General features: G+C 65.3%; 19 protein-coding genes and 1 pseudogene. 3 read left to right on the top strand and 17 right to left on the bottom strand.

Translation table 11 applies throughout. From position 1 onward, the window contains the following. Positions 1–3: 3 nt before the first annotated feature. The 12 genes from narI to moaA all read right to left on the bottom strand — a co-directional run bounded on the left by narI (position 4) and on the right by moaA (position 13,422). Complete coding sequence (narI, locus tag ACMZ91_RS13200) at positions 4–711, bottom strand: respiratory nitrate reductase subunit gamma (RefSeq protein WP_099553434.1); 708 nt, start codon at positions 709–711, stop codon at positions 4–6. Beyond that, positions 708–1,388, bottom strand: coding sequence for a nitrate reductase molybdenum cofactor assembly chaperone (gene narJ, locus ACMZ91_RS13205; RefSeq protein WP_134950719.1), 681 nt, complete (start codon positions 1,386–1,388; stop codon positions 708–710). Before narJ ends, narI begins: the two co-directional genes overlap by 4 nt. After that, positions 1,388–2,932, bottom strand: a complete 1,545-nt coding sequence (narH, locus tag ACMZ91_RS13210; protein WP_414577101.1) for a nitrate reductase subunit beta — start codon at positions 2,930–2,932, stop codon at positions 1,388–1,390. The genes narJ and narH overlap by 1 nt, the downstream gene beginning before the upstream one ends. Then, positions 2,932–6,738 carry a nitrate reductase subunit alpha gene (locus tag ACMZ91_RS13215; RefSeq protein ID WP_257470779.1) on the bottom strand — a complete coding sequence of 1,269 codons (3,807 nt, stop codon included), beginning with the start codon at positions 6,736–6,738 and terminating at the stop codon, positions 2,932–2,934. The genes narH and ACMZ91_RS13215 overlap by 1 nt, the downstream gene beginning before the upstream one ends. 72 nt (positions 6,739–6,810) lie before the next feature. Continuing rightward, positions 6,811–8,229 (bottom strand): NarK family nitrate/nitrite MFS transporter, encoded by a 1,419-nt coding sequence (locus ACMZ91_RS13220; RefSeq protein WP_277778466.1) that lies wholly within the window; start codon positions 8,227–8,229, stop codon positions 6,811–6,813. Positions 8,230–8,374: 145 nt separating this feature from the next. Beyond that, on the bottom strand, positions 8,375–8,740 hold the full coding sequence (locus tag ACMZ91_RS13225; RefSeq protein WP_257470777.1) for a DUF7009 family protein: 366 nt from the start codon (positions 8,738–8,740) through the stop codon (positions 8,375–8,377). After that, complete coding sequence (mobA, locus tag ACMZ91_RS13230) at positions 8,737–9,279, bottom strand: molybdenum cofactor guanylyltransferase (protein ID WP_049462751.1); 543 nt, start codon at positions 9,277–9,279, stop codon at positions 8,737–8,739. The genes ACMZ91_RS13225 and mobA overlap by 4 nt, the downstream gene beginning before the upstream one ends. 141 nt (positions 9,280–9,420) lie before the next feature. Further along, a complete protein-coding gene (locus ACMZ91_RS13235; protein ID WP_049444673.1) occupies positions 9,421–9,921 on the bottom strand; it encodes a molybdenum cofactor biosynthesis protein MoaE in 501 nt (166 codons plus the stop codon). A 3-nt stretch (positions 9,922–9,924) separates the two neighbouring features. Next, positions 9,925–10,185 (bottom strand): MoaD/ThiS family protein, encoded by a 261-nt coding sequence (locus ACMZ91_RS13240; protein ID WP_049462752.1) that lies wholly within the window; start codon positions 10,183–10,185, stop codon positions 9,925–9,927. Beyond that, positions 10,185–11,438, bottom strand: a complete 1,254-nt coding sequence (locus tag ACMZ91_RS13245) for a molybdopterin molybdotransferase MoeA (RefSeq protein WP_257470776.1) — start codon at positions 11,436–11,438, stop codon at positions 10,185–10,187. The genes ACMZ91_RS13240 and ACMZ91_RS13245 overlap by 1 nt, the downstream gene beginning before the upstream one ends. Next, positions 11,438–12,433 (bottom strand): bifunctional molybdenum cofactor biosynthesis protein MoaC/MoaB, encoded by a 996-nt coding sequence (gene moaCB, locus ACMZ91_RS13250; protein WP_257470791.1) that lies wholly within the window; start codon positions 12,431–12,433, stop codon positions 11,438–11,440. Before moaCB ends, ACMZ91_RS13245 begins: the two co-directional genes overlap by 1 nt. An 8-nt stretch (positions 12,434–12,441) precedes the next feature. After that, positions 12,442–13,422: a GTP 3',8-cyclase MoaA gene (moaA, locus tag ACMZ91_RS13255; RefSeq protein WP_049462755.1), complete on the bottom strand. Its 981-nt coding sequence runs from the start codon at positions 13,420–13,422 to the stop codon at positions 12,442–12,444. A gap of 194 nt (positions 13,423–13,616) precedes the next feature. Here moaA and ACMZ91_RS13260 point away from each other — a divergent pair, with 194 nt between their 5' ends. Further along, positions 13,617–14,021, top strand: a complete 405-nt coding sequence (locus tag ACMZ91_RS13260; protein WP_049462756.1) for a hypothetical protein — start codon at positions 13,617–13,619, stop codon at positions 14,019–14,021. Here ACMZ91_RS13260 and ACMZ91_RS13265 read toward each other — a convergent pair. Beyond that, complete coding sequence (locus ACMZ91_RS13265; protein ID WP_049462757.1) at positions 14,015–14,344, bottom strand: hypothetical protein; 330 nt, start codon at positions 14,342–14,344, stop codon at positions 14,015–14,017. The two genes, ACMZ91_RS13260 and ACMZ91_RS13265, sit on opposite strands and share 7 nt — an antisense overlap. Before the next feature lie 570 nt (positions 14,345–14,914). Here ACMZ91_RS13265 and ACMZ91_RS13270 point away from each other — a divergent pair. After that, positions 14,915–15,272 (top strand): annotated as a pseudogene (locus ACMZ91_RS13270) (hypothetical protein). Between the two features lie 45 nt (positions 15,273–15,317). On the opposite strand, the gene ACMZ91_RS13275 reads toward ACMZ91_RS13270, so the two are convergent. Genes ACMZ91_RS13275 through ACMZ91_RS13285 form a run of 3 tightly spaced genes read right to left on the bottom strand, consistent with a single transcriptional unit; the run spans position 15,318 to position 20,844 of the window. Continuing rightward, positions 15,318–15,653 carry a DUF6984 family protein gene (locus ACMZ91_RS13275; protein WP_049462758.1) on the bottom strand — a complete coding sequence of 112 codons (336 nt, stop codon included), beginning with the start codon at positions 15,651–15,653 and terminating at the stop codon, positions 15,318–15,320. A gap of 10 nt (positions 15,654–15,663) precedes the next feature. Next, positions 15,664–16,053, bottom strand: a complete 390-nt coding sequence (locus ACMZ91_RS13280; RefSeq protein WP_049462759.1) for a hypothetical protein — start codon at positions 16,051–16,053, stop codon at positions 15,664–15,666. Between the two features lie 3 nt (positions 16,054–16,056). Further along, positions 16,057–20,844 (bottom strand): RHS repeat-associated core domain-containing protein, encoded by a 4,788-nt coding sequence (locus tag ACMZ91_RS13285; protein ID WP_414577105.1) that lies wholly within the window; start codon positions 20,842–20,844, stop codon positions 16,057–16,059. Between the two features lie 307 nt (positions 20,845–21,151). Here ACMZ91_RS13285 and ACMZ91_RS13290 point away from each other — a divergent pair, with 307 nt between their 5' ends. Next, entirely contained in the window at positions 21,152–22,093 is a 942-nt protein-coding gene (locus ACMZ91_RS13290) for an aspartyl protease family protein (RefSeq protein ID WP_414577107.1), read from the top strand. A gap of 1 nt (position 22,094) precedes the next feature. On the opposite strand, the gene ACMZ91_RS13295 is transcribed toward ACMZ91_RS13290, so the two are convergent. Continuing rightward, positions 22,095–22,724, bottom strand: coding sequence for a cation efflux transmembrane domain-containing protein (locus ACMZ91_RS13295; RefSeq protein WP_257470772.1), 630 nt, complete (start codon positions 22,722–22,724; stop codon positions 22,095–22,097). Positions 22,725–22,804 lie beyond the last annotated feature (80 nt).

Raw genomic sequence — 22,804 nt, forward strand, 5'->3', positions numbered from 1 at the left:
GGCTTACTCCCGCGGACCGTAGCGCAGCGTGGCCTGGCGGCGGCGCACCACCTGGTACGGCCTCCACAGGTAACTGATCGGAATGCTCCACACGTGCACCAGGCGGGTGAACGGCGCGATCAGGAACAGGGTCAGGCCCAGGAAGATGTGCATCTTGTAGACCCAGCTGACGCCCTCGATGTAGTCGGCGGCACCGGCGCGGAAGGTCACGATGTGCTGCGCCCATTCGGCCAGCTGCACCATCACCCCGCCGTCCAGGTGGCCGGACGAGACGCGGATGCTGTACAGGCCCAGGCACAGCTGTGCGAACAGCAGCACCAGCACCAGGGTGTCACCGAAACTGCCGGTGGCCCGTACCCGCGCATTGAACAAGCGGCGTACCAACAGGATGCTGATGCCGATGAAGCACAGCGCGCCGAACACGCCGCCCACCACCATCGCCAGCATCTGCTTCTGCGACGAGGTGATGAAGTGCTCGTACACCGCATGCGGGGTCAGCAGGCCGACCAGATGGCCACCGAGGATGGCCAGGATGCCGATGTGGAAGCAGTTGCTGCCGATCCGCATGCCCTTGTCCGACAGCATCTGGCTGGAGCCGGTGCGCCAGGTATACATGGCCTTGTCGTAGCGGGCCCAGCTGCCGATCAGCAGCACCGCCACGGCGATGTACGGGTAGTACTGGAAGGCGAATTGATGCAGGGAGTAACTCATGGCTGGACCTCTCGATGCGAAGGACGGGCCGGCGAACGCACGGGCGGCTTGCAGTCTTCGGCGGGGGCTTCGGCGCCGAAGCGCACCGCCTCCTCCTCCCACAAGCGGTCCATGGCCTCGGCGGTATCGTCGCGGACTTCTTCGCTGGCACGCTGGCGCAGCGCCTGCAGATCGGCCTTGCCGTCACCGGCTTCGACCAGGATCTCGAACAGCACCCGGTGCGGCAGCTCACGCTCGGCGGCACGCGCCGCCAGCATCCCGGCGATATGGCCGATGTGGTGCAGCCACTCGCGGGCCTCACTGCCGGGGCGATGGGCCAGGAACTCCAGCAGCAGCGGCAGGTAGTCCGGCAGCTCGCGTGCATCCAGTTCGAAGCCGTTGCGGCGGTAGGTCTCGACCAGATCGACCATGGCCTGGCCGCGGTCGCGCGACTCGCCATGGATGTGTTCGAACAGCAGCAGGCTCATCGAGCGGCCGCGGTCGAAACTGGCCAGCCACGCCGCCTGCGCATCCAGCGCATCGGTGTCCAGCAGCTGCTGCACGAAGCTGCGCAGCTGCTGGCGGCGGGCGGTGTTCAGCGCCGGGTCGTCGCAGGCGGCGAGCAGTTCCTCGCCGTGCTGCCACAGTTCTTCGCGGGGGTAATCCAGCAGCACCCCAATCAGCTTGAGCACGCTCATCACACCACCTCCTTGCGGCGATGGTTCGGACCCTTGTCTACCACGAAGGTGGTGCTCTTGCGCTGGCCGAACAGATCGGCCGGGCTGTCACCGTTGCAGCCGTTGCCGAAGGTGAAGCCGCAGCCGCCGCGCTCGCCGAAGGCATCGTTGGCGTACTCGCGGTGGCCGGTCGGAATCACGAAACGGTCCTCGTAGTTGGCAATGGCCAGGTAGCGGTACATCTCTTCCACCTGGGCGATGCTCAGCCCGGTCTGTTCCAGCACGGCGGTGTCTTCCACGCCATTCACGTTCTTGGCCCGGCGCCAGGCACGCATCGCCATCAGACGCTCCAGTGCGCGTACCACCGGCGCTTCGTCACCCCCCGTCAGCAGGTTGGCCAGGTAGCGCATCGGAATACGCAGCGAAGCCACGTCCGGCAGCTCGCCGCTCATGCCCACGCGGCCACGCTCGGCGGCGGACTGGATCGGCGACAGCGGCGGTACGTACCAGACCATCGGCAACGTGCGGTATTCCGGGTGCAGCGGCAGCGCCAGCTTCCAGTCGATCGCCAGCTTGTACACCGGCGACTGTTTGGCCGCGTCCAGCCAGCTGTCCGGGATGCCCTCCTTGCGCGCGGCGGCGATCACCGCCGGGTCGTTCGGGTCCAGGAAGATGTCCAGGTGGGCCTGGTACAGGTCCTTCTCGGCGGCCACCGAAGCAGCCTCGGCAATGCGGTCGGCGTCGTACAGCATCACACCCAGGTAGCGGATGCGGCCCACGCAGGTTTCCGAACACACGGTCGGCTCACCCATCTCGATGCGCGGGTAGCAGAAGATGCACTTCTCCGACTTGCCGCTCTTCCAGTTGTAGTAGATCTTCTTGTACGGGCACGCCGACACGCACATGCGCCAGCCGCGGCACTTGTCCTGGTCGATCAGCACGATGCCATCTTCCTCGCGCTTGTAGATCGCGCCCGACGGGCACGCCGATACGCACGCCGGGTTCAGGCAGTGCTCGCACAGGCGCGGCAGGTACATCATGAAGGTCTTCTCGAAGGCGCCGTAGATCTCCTTCTGCACCTGGTCGAAGTTGTAGTCGCGCGAGCGCTTGCTGAACTCCGAACCCAGGATCTCCTCCCAGTTGGGGCCCCACTCGATCTTCTGCATGCGTTCGCCGCTGATCAGCGAACGCGGCCGCGCGGTGGGCTGGTGCTGGCTGTCCTTGGCGGTGTGCAGGTTCTGGTAGTCGAAATCGAACGGCTCGTAGTAGTCGTCGATCTGCGGCAGATCCGGATTGGCGAAGATCTTCGCCAGCATGCGCCAGCGGCCGCCAGCACGCGGCACCAGCTTGCCGGCGCGGGTGCGCACCCAGCCGCCGTTCCACTTGTCCTGGTTTTCCCATTCCTTCGGGTAGCCGATGCCCGGCTTGGTTTCCACGTTATTGAACCAGGCGTATTCGACGCCCTCGCGCGAGGTCCAGACGTTCTTGCAGGTGATCGAGCAGGTATGGCAGCCGATGCACTTGTCCAGGTTCAGCACCATCGCGATCTGTGCACGGACCTTCATCACACCACCTCCTTGCTGGCCGATGCCGAAGCACCAGCAGGCTGCTCATCGGTCGCTCCTGCGCGTCCTGCGCCCGCGACACTCGAACTTCCTTGTTCATCGTCCAACCAATCGATCTTGTCCATCTTGCGCACGATCACGAACTCGTCGCGGTTGGTGCCGCAGGTGCCGTAGTAGTTGAAACCGTAGGCCAGCTGCGCGTAGCCGCCGATCATGTGGGTGGGCTTGAGCACAATGCGGGTCACCGAGTTGTGGATGCCGCCGCGGGTCCCGGAAATCTCCGAGCCCGGCACGTTGATGATGCGTTCCTGGGCGTGGTACATCATCGCCATGCCCGGCATCACGCGCTGGCTGACCACCGCACGCGCGGCAATCGCACCGTTGACGTTGAACAACTCGATCCAGTCGTTGTCGACGATGCCGGCACTGCGCGCGTCGTCCTCGCTCAGCCACACGATCGGGCCACCGCGCGACAGCGTCTGCATGATCAGGTTGTCGCTGTAGGTGCTGTGGATGCCCCACTTCTGATGTGGCGTGATCCAGTTCAGCACGATCTCCTTGTTGCCGTTCGGGCGCTGGTTCAGCAGCGGCTCCACCGTGCGCGTGTTGACCGGCGGCCGGTAGCCCATGAAGGCCTCGCCGAAGTCGATCATCCACTCGTGGTCCTGGTAGAACTGCTGGCGACCGGTCACCGTGCGCCACGGAATCAGCTCGTGCACGTTGGTATAGCCGGCGTTGTAGCTGACGTTGTCGTCTTCCAGGCCCGACCAGATCGGCGAGGAGATGATCTTGCGCGGCTGCGCCTGGATGTCACGGAAGCGGATCGCCTCGTGCTCCTTGCCCACCGCCAGGTGGGTGTGCTCGCGGCCGGTGAACGTGCCCAGCGATTCCCACGCCTTCACTGCCACGTGGCCGTTGGTTTCCGGTGCCAGGTGCAGGATCACCTCGGCCGCGTCGATCGCGGTCGAAATGGCCGGACGGCCCTGGCTCACGCCCGCGTCGTGCACGGTGTGGTTGAGTTTGCCGAGGAATTCGACTTCGTGCTTCGTGTCCCAGCTCATGCCCTTGCCGCCGTTGCCCAGCTTGTCCAGCAGCGGGCCCAGCGAGGTGAACTTGCGGTACAGGTTCGGGTAGTCGCGCTCCACCACCGTCATCGACGGCATGGTCTGGCCCGGGATGGCCTCGCACTCGCCCTTCTTCCAATCAGCCACGCCGAACGGCATGCCCAGCTCGTTCGGGGTGTCATGCAGGGTCGGTACCAGCACCAGATCCTTCTCCACGCCCAGCACACCCGGCGCCATTTCGCTTACGGTGCGGGCGACCTCCTTGAAGATCTCCCAGTCGCTGCGCGATTCCCAGGCCGGGTCCACCGCCTTCGACAGCGGGTGGATGAACGGGTGCATGTCCGACGTGTTGAGATCGTCCTTCTCGTACCAGGTGGCCGTGGGCAGCACGATGTCCGAGTACAGTGCGGTGGTGCACATGCGGAAGTCCAGCGTCACCAGCAGGTCGAGCTTTCCTTCCGGCGCTTCGTCACGCCACTTCACCTCCTCCGGCTTGACCGCGCCCATCTCGCCAAGGTCCTTGCCCTGCAGGCCATGACGCGTGCCGAGCAGGTGCCGCAGCATGTACTCGTGGCCCTTGCCCGACGAACCCAACAGGTTCGAGCGCCAGATGAACATCATCCGCGGATGGTTCTGCTGTGCATCCGGATCGGCGAAGGCGAAGTCCAGCGAGCCGTCCTTGAACTTGCCCAGCGCGTAGTCGGCCGGGGCAACACCCGCCGCTTCGGCCTCGCGTACCAGCTGCAGCGGGTTGCGGTCCAGCTGCGGCGCACACGGCAGCCAGCCCATGCGCACCGCGCGCAGGTTGAGGTCGGCCAGGCTGCCGCTGTACTTGCTCGCATCCGCCAGCGGCGACAGCAGCTCGTCCACCTGCAGCTTCTCGTAGCGCCATTGCCCGGTGTTGAAGTAGAAGAACGAGGTGCCGTTCATGTGGCGCGGCGGGCGGCTCCAGTCCAGGCCGAAGGCCAGCGGCTGCCAGCCGGTCTGCGGGCGCAGCTTTTCCTGGCCCACGTAATGCGCCCAGCCGCCACCGGTCTGGCCCACGCAACCGCACATGATCAGCATGTTGATCAGGCCGCGGTAGTTCATATCGTTGTGGAACCAATGGTTCATCCCGGCGCCGACGATGATCATCGAACGGCCATGGGTCTTGTCGGCGGTACGCGCGAACTCGCGGGCGATCTCGATCACCTCGGCACGCGACACGCCAGTGATGCGTTCCTGCCAGGCAGGCGTGCCCGGCACCATGTCGTCGAAGCTCGATGCCACGTTGCCGCCGCCAAAGCCACGGTCCACGCCGTACTGGGCCAGCAGCAGGTCGTAGACCGTGGCCACCAGGGTGTCGCCGCCGTCGGCCAGGGCCAGGCGGCGCACCGGGATGTTGCGCTCAAGCACGTCGTCGGCCGGTGCGGCGGTCCAGCCGTCGGTCTCGATGCCACCGAAGTACGGGAAGCTCACCGCCTCGATGCCCTCATGGCCATCGGCCAGGCTCAGGCGCAGGCGCGTATCGGCGCCGTTGCTTTCCTTTTCCTCGATGTTCCACTTGCCCTTCTCGCCCCAGCGGAAGCCGATCGAGCCGTTGGGCACCACGATCTGGCCGCTGGTCTCGTCATAGGCCAGCGTCTTCCAGTCCGGGTTGTTGGCTTCGCCCAGCCCGCCCAGTTCACTGGCGCGCAGGAAGCGGCCCGGCACCAGGCGGCCGTCGTCGCGGCGTTCCAGGCGCACCAGCATCGGCATGTCCGAGTACTGGCGGCAGTAGTCCTGGAAATACTGCGAGGGCGAATCGACGTGGAACTCGCGCAGGATCACATGGCCGAAGGCGAAGGCCAGCGCCGCATCGGTGCCCTGCTTGGGGTGCAGCCAGTGGTCGGTCAGCTTGGCCAGCTCGGAATAGTCCGGGCAGATCGCCACCGTCTTGGTGCCGTTGTAGCGCGCCTCGGTGAAGAAGTGTGCGTCGGGCGTGCGCGTCTGCGGCACGTTCGAGCCCCAGGCGATGATGTAGCGGCTGTTGTACCAGTCGGCCGATTCGGGCACGTCGGTCTGCTCGCCCCAGATCTGCGGCGAGGCCGGCGGCAGATCGCAGTACCAGTCGTAGAAGGACAGGCAGGCGCCGCCCAGCAGCGACAGGTAGCGTGCACCGGCCGCGTAGGACACCATCGACATCGCCGGGATCGGCGAGAACCCGACCACGCGGTCCGGGCCGTACTGCTTCACCGTGTACAGGTTGGAGGCGGCGATGATCTCGTTGGCCTCTTCCCACTGCAGGCGCACGAAGCCGCCCATGCCGCGGCGGGTCTTGTACGAACGCGCCTTCTCCTTGTCCTCCACGATGCTGGCCCAGGCATCGACCGGGGCCTTGCTCTTCCGTGCTTCGCGCCACAGGCGCAGCAGCGTACCGCGGATCAGCGGGTACTTCAGCCGGTTGGCGCTGTACAGGTACCAGGAATAGCTGGCGCCACGCGGGCAGCCACGCGGTTCGTGGTTGGGCAGGTCCGGGCGCGTACGCGGGTAGTCGGTCTGCTGGGTTTCCCAGGTGACCAGGCCGTTCTTGACGTAGATCTTCCAGCTGCACGAACCGGTGCAGTTCACGCCGTGGGTGGAACGCACGATCTTGTCGTACTGCCAGCGGGCGCGGTAGCTGTTTTCCCAGTCACGGCCCTCGCTCTTGGCGAATCCGTGGCCATCGGCAAAGGTCTGGGGGTCACGCTTGAAGAACTGCAAGCGATCGAGGAAATAACTCATCGGGGGTCTCCCTTTGCGGACATCGGCATCGTGGCTGTGTGTGTCATCTGGCTGCGGTGCGTTTTCATGTCGTCAGCAGGGTGTCTCGGCACCGCGCCGGTAGTACCACCACCAGGTCACGGCCAGGCAGGTGACATAGAAAACAACGAATCCGTACAGCGCCATGTCGGGGCTGCCGGTCAAGGTGATGGACGAGCCGTAGCTCTTGGGAATGAAGAAACCGCCATAGGCACCGATCGCACCGGAGAAACCGACCACCGCGGCCGACTCGATGCTGGCCTGGTGCGCGGCCGTGGCCTTGCCTTCGGCGTTGTCGTTGGCCGACCAGCGCTCATGCAGGGTGCGGAAGATCACCGGAATCATGCGGAAGGTGGTGCCGTTGCCGATGCCACTGAGCACGAACAGCGCCATGAAGCTGAGCAGGAAGCCATGGAAGTTGCCGCCCTGGCCGTGACTGGGCAGGAAGTGCAGTACGCCGAACACGGCGGCGATCATCAGCGCGAACACCCAGAAAGTCAGGCGTGCGCCGCCCCAGCGGTCGGCCATGCTGCCACCCACCGAGCGCATCAATGCGCCCAGCAGCGGGCCGATGAAGGCGTAGGCCAGCGGGTTCACGTCCGGGAACTGGCTCTTCACCAGCATCGGGAAGCCGGCCGAGAAACCGATGTAGGAACCGAAGGTGCCGATGTACAACCAGCACATCAGCCAGTTGTGCTTGCGGCGGAAGATCACCGCCTGCTCGGAGAACGACGAGCGGGCGCTGGTCAGGTCGTTCATGCCGAACCAGGCCGCGATGGCGCACAGCGCAATCGCCGGCACCCAGATGAAGCCGGCGTTCTGCAGGAACAACGGCGCCCCACCCTCCATCGTGGGCTGCGGTGCACCACCCAGCGCACCGAACACGCCCACGGTGATGACCAGCGGGATCACCGCCTGCGCCACCGACACGCCCACATTGCCCAGGCCGGCGTTCAGGCCCAGCGCAAGGCCCTGCTTCTGCTTGGGGTAGAAGAAGGAGATGTTGGACATCGACGACGAGAAGTTCGCGCCACCGAACCCACACAGGATCGCAATGGCCACGAACACCCAGTACGGCGTGGCCGGGTTCTGTACCGCAAAGCCGAGCCAGAGCGTCGGCGCCAGCAGCGAGGCCGTGGACAGCGCGGTCCAGCGGCGGCCGCCGAAGATCGGGATCACGAACGAATAGAAGATGCGCAGCGTGGCGCCGGACAGGCTGGGCAGCGCCACCAGCCAGAACAGCTGGTCGGTGCTGAAGTTGAAGCCGATTTTCGGCAGGCTGATCGACACCGCCGAGAACAGCACCCATACCGAGAAGGCCAGCAGCAGCGAGGGGATCGAGATGACCAGGTTGCGGGTAGCGACCCGCTTGCCGGTGCGCTCCCAGTAGCCGGGATCTTCCGGCGTCCAGTCGCTGATGACGCGACCCGGACGGGCAGTGCTGCGGACAACAGGATCGCTACCGACGGTCATACATGGCTCCAAGGCTGTGGAATGACGTGGGTACTGCGTTTCAAGTTGTGACCCGTCGTCATGCAGCCATTAGGCCGCGCAGCAACAACGATGGGGTTGATCTGGATCAATCAGGGGCCGGTTTCCGCCGTGCCCCTGACAAATGTCAAACCGAGGGCGCGGTGGTGCGGCGGGTCACCCCGCGCTGGCGCACGCTGTCGCGCACGTCCACATCGAACTGCAGCTGAAGCTGGCTGCCATCTTCCAGGGCAATGTCGAAGGGCAGGCCCTCCCGGCACGGCAACCGCGCCGCCAAGGCCTCGACGGCCGGGCGCGGCAGTACCAGGCGGCAGAAGGTGCCGCCATCGAGCAGCACCGGTTGATCGCCGCCATGCAGCGACACCGCCATGCCCCAACCTTCAATACCGCCGAAGCGGGTCATGTTCTCGACCGACTCACCGGCCAGCAGGCGCGCCAGTTCGGCCTCGTCCAGGCGAAGCCGTACCGATTGGTCCTGCAACTGCACTTTCATGACGCAACATCCTCCCATTGTTCGGGGGTATTGCAGTTGACCAGGCAGGCTTCGTCAACGCTTTCCAGCAGCAGCGCGTGCATCTGCAGGCGGCGCTGGAAGGCCTGTACCGAGCGCGGCCCGTCCGCATCATCCAGCATCGCGGCCAGCACGCTACGAGTGGCATTGTCCACATTCAACCGCATGGGAAAGGGATGCCCGTCAAAGATCGTGCATGCGCCCTGCCCCTCGGCAGCCAGCCGTTGCAGCAGCCGTGGCGCCAGCAACGGCGTATCCACCGCTACCACCCAGGCCGGGCTGTCGGGCATCTGCTGCATCACGCTGTGCAGTCCACCCAGGGGGCCGCAGCGCGCTACCTGATCGGGGATGCCGCCGAAGGCCGGATAGTCACCGCTCACCCAGACCCGACCGGCGCCAGCCTGCAGCAGCAGGCCACGCATGTGTTCCAGCAGGGTGCGCCCCTTCCACGGCAGCAGCGCCTTGTCGCGCCCCATCCGGCTGGACAGGCCACCGGCCAGCACGATGCCGTTGATGCTCATCGCAGTAGTGCCACGCCATGCGTGGCTGCGTCGGCCGGATTCATCGGGAAGGCCGCATCCACGCATGGCGTGGATCTACTGAACCCCACGGCCATCCAGATATTCGGTGGTAGAGCCACGCCATGCGTGGCTGCAGCGGGCTCAATGCTGGTGGTCGTGCGCATGGTCATGGGCATGTGCGGGCTCGCTGTCCGCATGGCACAGGCTGCAACCCTCGCTCCACTCGCTGTCGCCGTCCTCGTAATGCTCCTGCTTCCAGATCGGGCACTGGTGCTTCACCACCTCGATCAACTGGCGGCAGGCACGGAACGCCTCGTCCCGGTGCGGGCTGCCCGCAGCCACCACCACCGCCACATCGCCAATGCCCAACCGGCCCTTGGCATGGGCCACATACAGCTTCAGCTTCGGACCGAACGTCGCCTCGACCTCCGCGGCCAAGCGCTTGAACTCGTTCAACACCAGCGGCTCGAACAGGTCGTAGGTGATCCCGGTCACCGGTCGGCCGATATTGACGTCGCGCACCTTGCCGATGAACACATCGATGCCACCGAAACCCGGATCGGACACCGCAGCGATGCCCTCGGCCGGATCGATCGCCGCCTGCGCGCGGTCCACCACCTTGGCGATGATCTTCTCGCTCATCGCTCAGCCCCCGCTTACCGGCGGCAGGATCGCCACCCGGCCATCGTCGGGCAGCGCTTCGTGGTCACGCAGCACGCGTTGCTGGTCGGCGAACGCCGAGTAGTCCAGCAGGCCAGCGCGGAAACCCGGCCAACGCGTCGGCAGCAGCTCGCGCAGCGCCTGGCGCAGATCGGCCACGGTGCCACCGGCCACCTCCACCGCGATCTCGCGGCTGGCATCCAGATCGGAAAACGCACCAAACAACTGCAGATTCACCTGTTTCATCATGACTCCTGGCTCGCCAGCTGCACCGGGTCATGGTGACCCCAGCCCTGCACACGCACGTAGGTGCCAGCGTTGGCCAGGTCTCCCTCGGCCTCCAGCACCACCCAGGCGTTGGCCTGCAGCATGGACATCAAACGGAACGACTCCTGCCCGGACAGCACGCGCGCACTCAGGCGCCCCTGCGCGTCCACTTCCACCCGCGCACGCGCATGGAAGCGCAGGCCCGGCGGCTTGCGCACGTCGGCCTGCAGCGGCAGCTGCAACACGGTTTCCGGTGCCAACCCCAGCAGGCGGCGCAGCACCGGCTCCACGAAGAAGCGCTGGCCCACAGCGGCCGAGACCGGGTTGCCGGGCAGACCGAAATACAGCGCACCATTGGGCAGCACCGCGAACAGCAACGGCTTGCCCGGGCGGATCGCCACCTTGTGGAACACGATGCGCGCACCACGGCCACGCAGTGCATCGGGAACGAAATCGTAGCGGCCGGCCGACACCGCGCCGGTGCTGATCAGCAGCTGCGCGCCGGCAGCCAGCGCGTCGTCCAGCACCGCATTGAACGCCGCCACATCGTCACCCACCGTGCCCTGCCACACCACTTCGGCACCGGCCGCCTGCAGGCGACCCACCAGATACGGCCGGTTGCTGTCACGGATCTGGCCGGATTCCAGCGTCTGCGCCGCCTCGGTCACCAACTCCTTGCCGGTAGCGATCACTGCCGCCTTCGGCCGCGCCACCACCGCCACCTGGCCCACGCCGATGGCATGCAGCAGGGTGCGCGCATTGATGTCCAGCACCTGCCCAGCCTGCAGCACACGCTCGCCGTCGCTCACATCCTGGCCGCGCAGGCGCACGTTCTGGCCCGGCTTCACCGTGCCCTTCAGGGCAATGCGGGTCGGGCGTCCTTCCTCGCTGGCGAGGATCTCCACGTTCTCGACCGGCACCACCGTATCCAGGCCAACCGGCATGCGCGCTCCGGTCATGATTTCCCAGGCACCCTCGCCGCCCTCGGCACCGGCATCGCCGGCCGCCTGCCAGCCCTGCACCGCGAATTCGGTACCGGCTTCGAACGTCGCGCCGTTGGCGCGCAGCGCGAAACCGTCCATCGCCGAATTGTCGAACGGCGGCAGCGACTGCCCACTGATGATGTCACTGGCCAGGGTACGGCCGCCGGCCTCATGCAGCGGCAGGCGCTCGGCCGGCAGCGGCGTGGCCGCATCCAGCAGGCGCTGCAGGGCTTCGCTATAGGCAATCATCAGTGGCCACCACCCTCGACCATCGCCAGGGCGTGGCCCAGTACCGGCGCCAGAATATCGAGGCACTGCGCTGCTGCCTTCGGGCTGCCCGGCAACGCAAACACCAGCATGCCGCCCAACTGCACCACCTCGGCGCGGCTCAACCAGGCCATCGGCGTGTGCTGTGCACTCAGTGCCCGCACCATCTGCGCCAGGCCATGCACCGGCCGCGCGTTCAAGGAACGCAGCGCCTCGGGGGTCAGGTCACGCGGGCCCAGCCCGGTACCGCCGGTGCACAGGCACAGGCGCACGCCATCGGCAGCCAACGCCTGCAGGCGGCCCGCCAATGGCTCGATGCCATCGGGCAAGATCTCGGCGGCCACGACCTCACCGCCCAGCTTTTTCAGGCCGCTTACCAGGGTTGGGCCGGACACATCTTCATAGGTGCCCTCGCTGGCGCGATCGCTCAGCGTGATCACCGCGCAGGCCGCGCCCTCCAGGCCCTTCGGCGCACGCGGCTTGAAGCGCGCGCGCTCGGCATCGTCCATGCCATCCGGGTGCAGCCACACGCCGCGCTTGCCACCTTCCTTGAACAGCAGGCGGATGCCCTCGATGCGCAGTGCCGGTTCCACCGGCTTGCTCAGGTCGTACAGGGTCAGCAGCGCCGCGTTGACGCCGGCCAGTGCCTCCATCTCCACGCCGGTGCGCGCCTCGCTGGCGCACTCGCACCACACGCGGATCGCCTGCCGTTCCGGTACCGGCGCGCAGAACACCTGCACCAGTTCCAGCGGCAGCGGGTGGCACAGCGGCATCAGCATCGAGGCCATCTTGGCGCCCTGCAGGCCGGCAATCTCGGCCATCACCAGCGCATCGCCCTTGGGCAGGCGGCGCTCGACGATCAGCGGATAGGCCACCGGACCGGCATGCAGCTCGCCCACCGCCACCGCACGGCGGCGGGTGATGCGCTTGTCGCGGACATCGGCCATATGGAAGGCCGCATTCAATTCCCCACTCATCGTGTTGCTCATCCTCCGATGGAGGCCAGGTGCGGGGTCAGCCCGGTCTGGCCCTGGTGCAGTCCATGCCCGGCCGCTTTCAGGCCAAGCTGTGTGGTGATGCGTGCCAGCAGCGCGTCGTGGTCATCGTCGCTCTGCAGCAGCGGGCGCAGCGGCACGCCGAACTCGCCGAACAGGCACAGCCGCAGGTCGCCCTTGGCGGTCACCCGCAGGCGGTTGCAGCCCTTGCAGAAGTCACGCGAATACGGGGCGATGATGCCGATGCTGCCGCGATGGTCGGGGTGGCCGAACTCACGCGCCGGGCCGGCATCGGCCGCGCGTGGACGCTCGTGCCAGCCTGCGGCAAGCAGCTGCTCGATCACCACGTCGGCACGCAGGTGGTGGCGCTGGAAATAGGCTTCGTTGTCGCCGGTGCGCATCAGCTCGATGAAGCGCACGCTGAAAGGACGGTCACGCAGGTAGTCCATCCACTGCGGCAGCTCGTCGTCATTCAAGCCGCGCAGCAGCACCGCGTTGAGCTTGATCGCCGGCAGTCCCAACGCCTGCGCCAGGGCCAGGCCCTGTTCGATCTCCGGCAGGCGGTCATGCCCGGTGATGGTCCTGAAGCGTTCGCGCTGCAGGCTGTCCATGCTCACGTTCAGCGCGGTCAGGCCGGCGCGGTGCCAGCCCGGCAGGCGACGCGGCAGCAACGTGCCATTGGTGGTGATGGCCACCTTGCGGATGCCCGGCGCCGCCGCCACGGTGGCGATGATCTCGTCCAGATCCTTGCGCAGGCTGGGCTCCCCACCGGTCAGGCGGATCTTGCTCATGCCCAGCGCGGCAAACGCACGCACCAGGCGCGCGATTTCATCCACCTGCAGGAAGCGCGGGCGGCCATCGGCCTGGTAACCGTCGGGCAGGCAGTAGCTGCAACGGAAGTTGCAGGCTTCGGTCAACGACAGGCGCAGGTATGGAAAGCTGCGTCCAAAACCGTCGGTGAGTTGGCTCATGGCTGGTCCACCTTGTTGCTCCACCGTCTTGCCTGTGCCCGGAACGGCCCGGAAACCCTCGTCTGCTGGAACGATTGCCAGAGTACGCGGCAGTCAGTTCCATGGGCATGACTTAAATCAATCGCCTTCGGCCCCGCGCGGCAGGCGTTGTGGCAGCATGCGGCTTTCCGTGCAGCGGGCGTGTGACAACCCTCATGATGATGAACGATTTCCAGCAGCTGCTGCACGCCGCAGGCCAGCAGGCTGAACCGCAACGCTTGTTGTTCGTATTCGTGCGCGCCGAGCTGCCCGAATCGCCCACCAGCGACCAGCGCGACCGGCATGACCGCCGCGAGGGCGGCACCCTGTCGCCGGTGCTGTGCGTGGACAAGCTGCCGGCCGAGGTGCCCAGCTTCCAGGCGCTGGCTACGGAATCGACCACCACCGGCATCGACTGGGACCTGGTCTTCGTGGCGGCGCTGGACGGCCGTGGCGGTTTCGCGCCCAACAGCGACGAAGCCGCGCGCCCGCTGCAGCTGATGGTCAACGCCATCCATGACGGTCAGATCGGCCGCTTCGCCGCCTTCGACCGGGGCGGCGAGCCTGTTCAGTTCTATTGAGCCACCAGCTGCAGGGTCAGGAAGAAGATCACCAGCACGGTGTTCAGCCCCCAGGCCACGGTCAGCCCGCGCGCGGCCACGCCCAGGTTGGGGTTGTGCGCAGTGGGCGCCGCCCGCCACACCGCCGGGATGATCCAGCCGGTATAGAGCAGCAGCACGGCAAATACCCCCAGCAGCAGCGTGGTGCGCTGATTGGCCAGGGCCCAGAGGGCTACCGCCCACAGAATGTTGCTGGGAATCACGCCCTGCAGCCAGAACACACTCCAGAGGCGCGAACGGCCTTGGGTGGCGGGGGTTGGGTGCAGCGAAGCGGTCGCGGTCATAAGTCTCCTTCTGGTCAGGAAACGTGCCGGACCAGCCTGCGCTTGGTGGCTGGGAACGTCAACCCGAGTCGCACGTCACGCTTTGGCGCCGGGGGGGGGAGCCAGCGACGCTCGACTCAGGCCCTTGCGGAGCCTGTCGCCATCGCCCCGCCACACCCGTGCCCTTCCCTCCCCCAGCCTCGACACCTGTCGCAGATTGCACGGTGTGGACGGATCACCACGCCAGCCAGCGCTGGCAGTGCTTAACAGCGTGGGAGAATGCCGAAAGCGTCTCCAATCGAGTGATGTTTGCAACTCTTCTGATTGGCATTGCACAGCGCCAGGGGCTCAGATGGCGTGCCACCGGAAAAGGGTGGCCGGGCTTCGAATCCCGTGTTGGCTTTGAGTAAGTGCGCTTGCCAGCCGGCGTCACCATGCGTGGCGCCGGCTGGCAATCCGTCTGCCGGCTATGGCGGGCGGTGCGTTGGGGGCGTTCGCGCCCGCCGGCTTGAAGCCAACCCGGATTCGAACCACGTACCGCCCGCCACCTTTCGGGTGGCGGCTACCGATTGCCCTGCACGGAGCTCTGCCATGAACGAATCGGACTTCCCCCATCTGCACGCCTATCGCAGTACCGCCCACGACGACGGTTCGCCACAGGCTGCGCCCGCAGTGGACAGGAACACCTTCATTGCCAATCTCAACCGCATCGGCTCCGGTGCGGTGGCCGGAGCGGCATCAACTCCCCGGCCGCTGCCTGGCCCTGGCCGATGCCGATTGCGCGTTGAGCGGATTGCGGGTGGTGCTGGAAATGCTATTGGCGGCGGAGCGCACCCGCCAGAACGGCGAACCGGAAGAGTACGTGGGCGACCGGGTGATGGAGGGGTTGGTACTGGCCAGCCAGTCATTGTGCGCGCAGGCGGTGGGGCGGTTGCAGCCTGAAGGGTGAATGCCATGCGCCACGGCCTTCAGCGAGGACCGCTTTCAGCAGGCGTCAGTGCTCGCTGAAAGCGCTTCTCAGATCGACGCCGATGATCGAAGAGAAGTCCACCTTCCACAGCTCCAGCTCGAAGAGCTGATCGTGATTATCCAGGCACAGGGTGACTCTCACCGGCACGCCGTCAGCATCGGCAAGCATGGCCGTAGCAATGTCACTGCCGAAAAGCTGGGTCGTGCTGGACAGGAACACCACGCCCCCGAATCCGACGACACCCACATCCTCCACCTGAGCGAGCGCCAGATCCTTCAACAACCGTTCGGACAGCTCGGTCGTCTCCGGCAGCAGCCTGTGGATGAGGGAGACCTCGTCGGGGGTGAGGAACCTGGGCATGGGATGTCCTTCAGGGCACCGCGTCCGCCATCGGCTGATTCTCGATCCGCCATGTCTTAGCGTAGATGAGAATGACGCTTCCGGTCGAGCTGGTCTCGATACGAAAACACTTCAGACCGGACAGCGGATAGCCGACCGCCTTCCAACGATCAAGAAGATCAGCGAGTCCCGGCTCGTCATCATCCACCATGGCGAACTCAATTCCCTCGTCACCCAGTACGCCGAAGTTCATGAGCGCCGAGCACCCGTAGGCTTCCGAAAAGCAAACGGTTGCCTGCCGGCCGTCCGGCCAGCGCACCTGAACCTTTACCTCATCGCATACGCCTGGATTGCTTCTGTCAATGTTGATAGCCAGCAACGTGGCATCACACCATTCAAGGGAGTTGAAATCTTCATTCATAAGCTAGAATCCTGGATCACGGTCCCCAGGCGCAGGACTGAAATGTTCACGTTTCTGGTCCAAGTGGTAGTGGGAGTAGTTCGGCCCTTTGGTACCCGGCGGCGTTGCCGGATCAATACGCAGTCGCTCTTGATACTTGCCACCCACCATCTCACCGAAGCTTCCAGGCCTATGCGGATTTTGAACATAGTGACTTGGAATCGCGTACTTACCACCAGGAGGAAGAGCAACCCCCGATTTTGTAACGTGAATGACCGCGCTGGACTTCCGTGCAGCAGACGCGGCTCTTATCCCCACCCTTCCAACTTTCGAAGAGATCTTGCCAAGAGGTCCGAGTGCTCCGCTGGCCAATGATACAAAGTTTCCAATGCTGGGGGACTCGCAGAATTCATCAAGTGCGCGCAGGTCACCCAATATTGGCGTGATGTCTGCAAGAAGCGGGAGCACGTCCCTTGCCTGCTGCTCGGTAGTGGGATTCATCATCTCCCGCGGACTTCCCATCACCTGAAGTCCGTAGGGATCGGACAGTGAAAGGGAATTCGCTTCAGCGTAGCCGTAGGTGCTAATACCGGCGTCCAACCCCAGCGGATCACTCTGCGAGTACCGCCCAACTACCGGGTCATACTCCCGCTGATTGTTGTAGAACAGCCCACTCGCATCCGTCGCCTGTTGGCCCGGGAATCGCAGCGCCAACTCGAATGCCACGCCATCGCCGTCCGGGTCGGTACTCGGAATCTGGTTGCCGAACACCTCGCTCTTGTTGCTCCACTCCCAGATCGCCACATCGCGCGCCGGGTCGATCACCACGCGCGGCGTACCCAGATGGTCCGGCTGGATGTAGGCCAACTCCGGCACACCTGCGCTTGGCACGCTGATCAGCGCCACCGGGTAGTTGTCCAGCCAGATGGCCTGCTGCTGCGCCTGGCCCGTGGCCGAGTAGTTGCCCAGCCACTGCCCTGCTTCGTTATACAGAGTGATCTGTGCAGCGCCACCAGCCGGGGTGCGCAGCACGCGCTCGCCGCGATGGTTGTAGGCGTAGCTTTCCAGTACGGCGTTGCCTTGCTTCACCGCGTTCATGCGGTTGGCATCGTTGTAGATGAACGTCTTGCCGCCGATGCTGGTGGTGTTGCCCACCGCGTCATGGTTGCGCGCTTCACCATCCACCGCAGTCAGGCGATGACTGGTTGCGGGATAGGTGTAGCTGGCAGTGCCCGCCGAAGTGGTCAGCGCGGTGCGATTGCCGGTGGCGTCGTAGGCATAGGTTTCAATCGGCGTGCCGGTCGCACCGTCCTGGGTCTGGGTCAGGCGACCCAGCGCGTCGTAGGCGTACTTGGCCAGTACCGTCGAGCCAGTGCCGTTCTTCAGCTCGGTGATCGAACCGACCGGATCATAGCCGTAGCCCAGCGACAGGCCACCTGCAGCCGGGTCATGTACCGCCTGCGGGCGGTAGTCCAGATCCAGCGGACGCTGCAGCTGGCGGCCATTGCCGTAGGTCCAGCCGGTCGCCGGACCGAAGGCTGCATAGCTCACGTTGTTCACCACGATCTGGCGCGCCTGGCCGGGCCGGGTCAGGCCGATCTGGCTGATGCGGCCCTGGATATCACGCACGTAGTCGGCCACGCTGCCGTCGGGGTAGGTCAACGCAGTCAGACGGCCCGACTTGCTGTAGGCGTAGCGCAGCGTGCTGGCCACACCATTGACGGTCTGCACCTTGCGGGTGACCTGACCGAAGCGGTCATGGCAGTACTGGGTGCTGCCGTTGGCATGCAGCACCTGCCCCAGCCGCCCCTTGGCGAAGCGCTCGTCGGCGGCGCAGGCAGCCGGCGCCACGTCATAGCTGTAGCCTACGTCCAGATTGGGGTCCGGATAGGCGACTCCGATCAAACGGTTCAGCGCATCGTAGTGATAGGTGGCGGTGACGCCGCGCGCGTCGGTAACGGTCTTGCGATTGCCTGCCGCGTCCACGGTGTAGCTGCTGGCGCCACTGTCCGGGCTGACCTGTCCGGTCAGATCACCGAAGCCGTTGTAGGCGTAGGTGGTGTGCAGGACCTTCGGATCAGTGACCTGGGTGACCTGGTCCAGCGCGTTGTACTGGCTGCGGATCTCCGCCGCGACGCCGCCCACGTCCTGCAGGGTCTGGGCCAGGCGGTTCAGCGGGTCGTACTGCTGGCTGGTCACGCGCTGCAGTGCGTCGGTCACCGTCTGCAGGTTGCCGTTGGCATCGTAGGCAAAGCCGGTAGCGTGATTGCCTGCGTCCTTCAGCGCGGTCAGCTGGCCGAGTGTGTTGAACGTCCGTGCCAGGGTACGGCGCAGGGTGCCGCCGGTATCCAGCGTGTCTTCCTTGAGGCGGTTACCAGCATTGTCCAGCGTGTAGTGAATCGTGTTGCCCGCGTTGTCCTCGATGTCGGTCAAGCGCAGCGCAGCATCGTAGACGTAGGACACGCTGCTGCCATCCGGCTCGGTGATCTTCTGCACCTGGCCCGTCGGCCAATAGCTCAGCTGGGTGACCCGATCCTCGGCAGTGGTCGCGCCGCGTACGGTGATCGAGGTCGGCCAGCCGCGAGCATGGTACGTGTAATCGGTGACCACGCCGTTGGCGTCCTTGACCGACAACGGCCGCCCGAACGCGTCGTAGGCCAAGGTATCGACCGTCTGGCCCAGCGCATTGGTCACGCTGCGCAGGTCGCCCTTGCGATAGCTGCAGGCACCTCCGGTCGCGCACCCTGCATCATCCGCCGGGTAATAGGCATAGGTAACGGCATCGGCCACATCCGTGCGCGGGCCATCCACACTCTTCAGCAGCCCCTCCACCGGGCAGCTGCCTGCCGCTGCCACATCAGCGGCTGCGCAGTACGTGTAGCTGGTGATGCGCGTCTGACCGGAAGCGGTGTCGGTCACCGTGTTGGCCGTCGGCTGGCGTCGGGAATTGAAGGCCGTGCGGGTTTCGCGGCTACCGATCCGGGTGGTCAGTACCGCATTGGTTTCGACGTCGCGCGCCGTGGTCATCACCCGCTGCTCGGGCAAGCCGACCGCTTCGGTCACGGTATGGATGCTGACGGCACGACCGCTCACCGGATCGGTGCCCTGCGCATAGGCGTGCTTGGTCTGGATGCCGCGGCGATCGGTGTAGGTATTCAGACGCCGGCGGAAGTCGACACTCTGGTCGTAGTAGGTTCGGCTGACGGTTCCCTGCGAATCCGTCAGGCCGGTCACCTTGCGCGACGGAGCGCTATCGCCTCCGGGTGTAAGGGTGTAGTCGGTCTGCCGCCCCAGCGCGTCGGTCACCACCGCACCGCCATTGGGGCTGTAGGCCAGTGTCACGCCATCGGCACCGCCGGCGTGCTGACTGGAAATGACACGACCGTCGGAATCATAGGTAAAGGTGCTGTAGCGCCGGCCGTCCTCGGCGGTGATGCCGGTCAGGTGCTGGGGGAAAGCCTGGTTCTCGTAGTGATACGTGCGCACACCGCCACCCGCATAGGTCACCGTGGCGACCTGGTTCTGCGGCGTGTAGGTATAAGTGGCGAGCGCAATGCCCTCGACCAGTACCGAACTGATCAACGCCTCATAGTCGTTGGACTGGTAGACGAACTCCAGCGTGCGGCCACTGCTGTGGGTGACGGCCGCAAGGCGGTCGCTGTCATCGTAGATATAGGTCAGCGACGTGCCATCCGGGAAGCGCTTGGCGGCCAGGCGCCCGTCCGCGCCGAAGGTCGAGATGGAATCCGCCGAATACAGTGTCCAGTTGCCGTTCTGGACGAGACGATCGCCACTGTCGTCGTCCGCCTCATAGGCTGGGCCGATCTTCTTGAATGCACGCTGGAAACCGGTGCTTTCAATGATGCCCACACTGTCAACGCCATCCAGTGCCAGGTGGGCGCCCAGCGAATGGGTCCAGCCATAGCCGAAGCCACCGGAGGACGTGGAAATGCCGGAGTGATAGAAACGCGTCAGTGCGATCCAGCCAAGATCGAAGTCCTGCGCGATTTCGTACTTCTCGCCGGTTTTGACATCACACGGATTGCCTACGGTGCCGTCGCAAGGTGCCTTGTTCGCCGCCTCGCCCTCTTCTGTCGAAGGACAATTCGTCCCAGAACTGTCCTTGTCGCATTTCTGCGATTTGGAGGTGATGGTCGCAACGAATTCCTCGCTGACGCAGGCGTTGTGCTTGTTGGACCATTGCGTGAACGGAATGGGGCAGTTCAAGCGTCGCATGCGAGCGAGCCCTGTCGTTCCTGCGTCGAAGGGTACGCACGGAGACTCCGCCGTGTTGCTGCCCAGCATTCCGGTGACGCGGTACTCCCTGAACTCCGAAATCCCATCCATCTCTGGAGCAGTTGGGACCCAGCCTCCTTCCGGCACAGCGGTTTCCCCAGGACAGTGGGGATTGATATCTTGCAAGTCTGCAATGAGCGCTTCCAGCACATCCTCTTCGGACTGGAAGCCACCATTTCCTGCGCCATGGTAAGTCCACTCAGGATCTGCTGGCTGAGATTTACCCATCCAGTAGGTGATCGACGTATTTCCGTTCAAGTCCACGACTTTGGACTTGATCTTGTCGACGTACTGCCAGCCGAACTGGAATTCCGGTGGGAACGGGCTGGGCGCGGGCAGGTTCTTGATGGCAGCCACCGCCGCCTGTTGGGTCTTGTATTGCGTCGCATCGCCGCCGGGCTGCGAAATGCGCCAGGTAATCTTGCTTTCCTGCGCCTGTGCCACTGCAGAGGCGAAGCAGCCGAGGGCAATCATCGCCAGCACGGCACGCGAGAGGGTCTTCAGTCGTTCCAACATCCCTGTTCTCCTTCCTGGACGAACACAGCGCCGGCGGGAACGAGAACGCGGGGGTAGAGCCCCATCACGTCATGCTTCGGATCGTCCCTGGTCCGGAATGCGGCAGTGCCACATGCCGCCTTTATCGTTGAAGACGGTGACATGTTCAAGTCAAGGCCCGCGACATCCGTCACATTTCCACCCGCGCGGATTCCAGATCCAGCCGATTACCGCGACAGCTTTCGGAGCAGCCTGCGGGCAGGAAACACCTGCAACCGCCTGCACCCCTCACGCATCAGAAGATCCTGGACACCCATGGAACAGGATCATGAGGCGCATTCCCCCGCATCGCCGTACCGCACTCGGCACTCGCCGTTGGCGCAGCACTGCCATCGCCATCCTCACTCTGCTGACGCTTCCCGTGGCCACCCTCGCCTTACCCGTGGCGGATAGCACCTGTACCCTCCCCGCCCGCCCGGGCGAGCGCATCATCGACGTTCCCTTTGACGTCGTCGACGGGCGTATCCATGTGCAGGTGCAGGTCAACGGCAGCGGCCCGTACCGCTTCGCCATCGATACCGGCGCCAGCGGCATGGCCCGCGCGGACAGCCGTCTGGTGCGGAAACTGGCGCTACCCGCGGACGCCAGCACCCGCCACTCCGACGGCGTGCAGACAGCCTGGGCCGATACGGTGCGCATCAACGCCCTCGCGCTCGGCGGGCTGCGCCACAGCGACGTGACCGCGCTCACCCGCGACTACAACGCACGGCAATCCAAAGACGCAGTGTTCGACGGCATCCTTGCACGCGGATTCTTCGCTGATGGCGTGCTGATCATCGATTACCCGCAACGGCGCCTGCAGTTCCGCCGCGACATCGATCTCCTGCCCGCGCAACCAGACACGCTGGCCTATGCACGCGCCTTCCGCATCCCGGTGAAGATTGGAACAGTGACCACAGAGGCGCAGCTGGACACCGGCGCCAACGTCGCAATGGTGCTGCCCACTGCGCTCTTCCGGCAGGTCGCCGGTACCGCAGTGACCACCGGGGATCGACTGACCCTCAGCCACGGCGAGGTCGATGGCGGACGTGCACGGCTGGATGTTCCCGTGCTGATCGGTGGCCTGGCGCTGCAGGGGCTGCATGTACGGGTGTCCGACCGCTATCCCGAAGCGGTGGTGGGCGCCCATGCGCTGCAGGACGCAGTGGTGCTGATCGATCAGCGCAGCCAACAGGTGGCGATCTGCACGGGCAGGCATCACCGCAACTGAGTCACTGGCGGCGTGCTGCCCGCCATGCCGGCCACGCTTCGGCGATCACGCCCACTGCCGACCTCAGGAACAACAGGGCGATCACTGCGCCGACGACAATATCCGGCCATCCGCGCCCGGTCATGGCCACGCCACCTGCGGCCACCAGCACGCCCAGGTTCGCGGCCACGTCATTGCGCGAGCACTCGAACGTGCTCTTCATGTTGATGTTCAACCCGCGGAAACGCCACAGCAGCGCCAGGCAGGTGAGGTTCGCCACCAGGGCAATGCCACCGAACACCAGCATCAGCGTGCTGGACGGTGGCACCCCATTGACCAGCTTGCCGGCCACTTCGAACACGATGAACACGAAGAAGGCCAGGATCAGCAGACCCTTGGCCAGCGCCGCGCCCGCCTCCCAGCGCGCGCCCCGGTTTACCGCCCACAGGCTCAGGCCATAGACGATGGCATCCCCCAGCATGTCGACCGCGTCGGCCTGCAGGGCGCTGGATCGCGCGGCAAGGCCCGCGCCGAACTCGATGAAGAACATCGCCAGGTTGATTGCCAGCACCGCCACCAGCACCCGCCGCTGGGCGCTGTGCAGCGCTATCGATGCCAGCTCCTGGCGTTTGTGGCCGCAGCACTGGTCCATGGAGGCGCTCCGCCGGGCGCGCCCGGGCTTGAAATGAAAGGGAGCTGCCTTTATCAACCTTGTAGCCCCTACAAGGTCAA

The sequence above is a fragment of the Stenotrophomonas sp. FR024 genome (assembly GCF_047500745.2).
Lineage (GTDB): Bacteria > Pseudomonadota > Gammaproteobacteria > Xanthomonadales > Xanthomonadaceae > Stenotrophomonas > Stenotrophomonas maltophilia_A.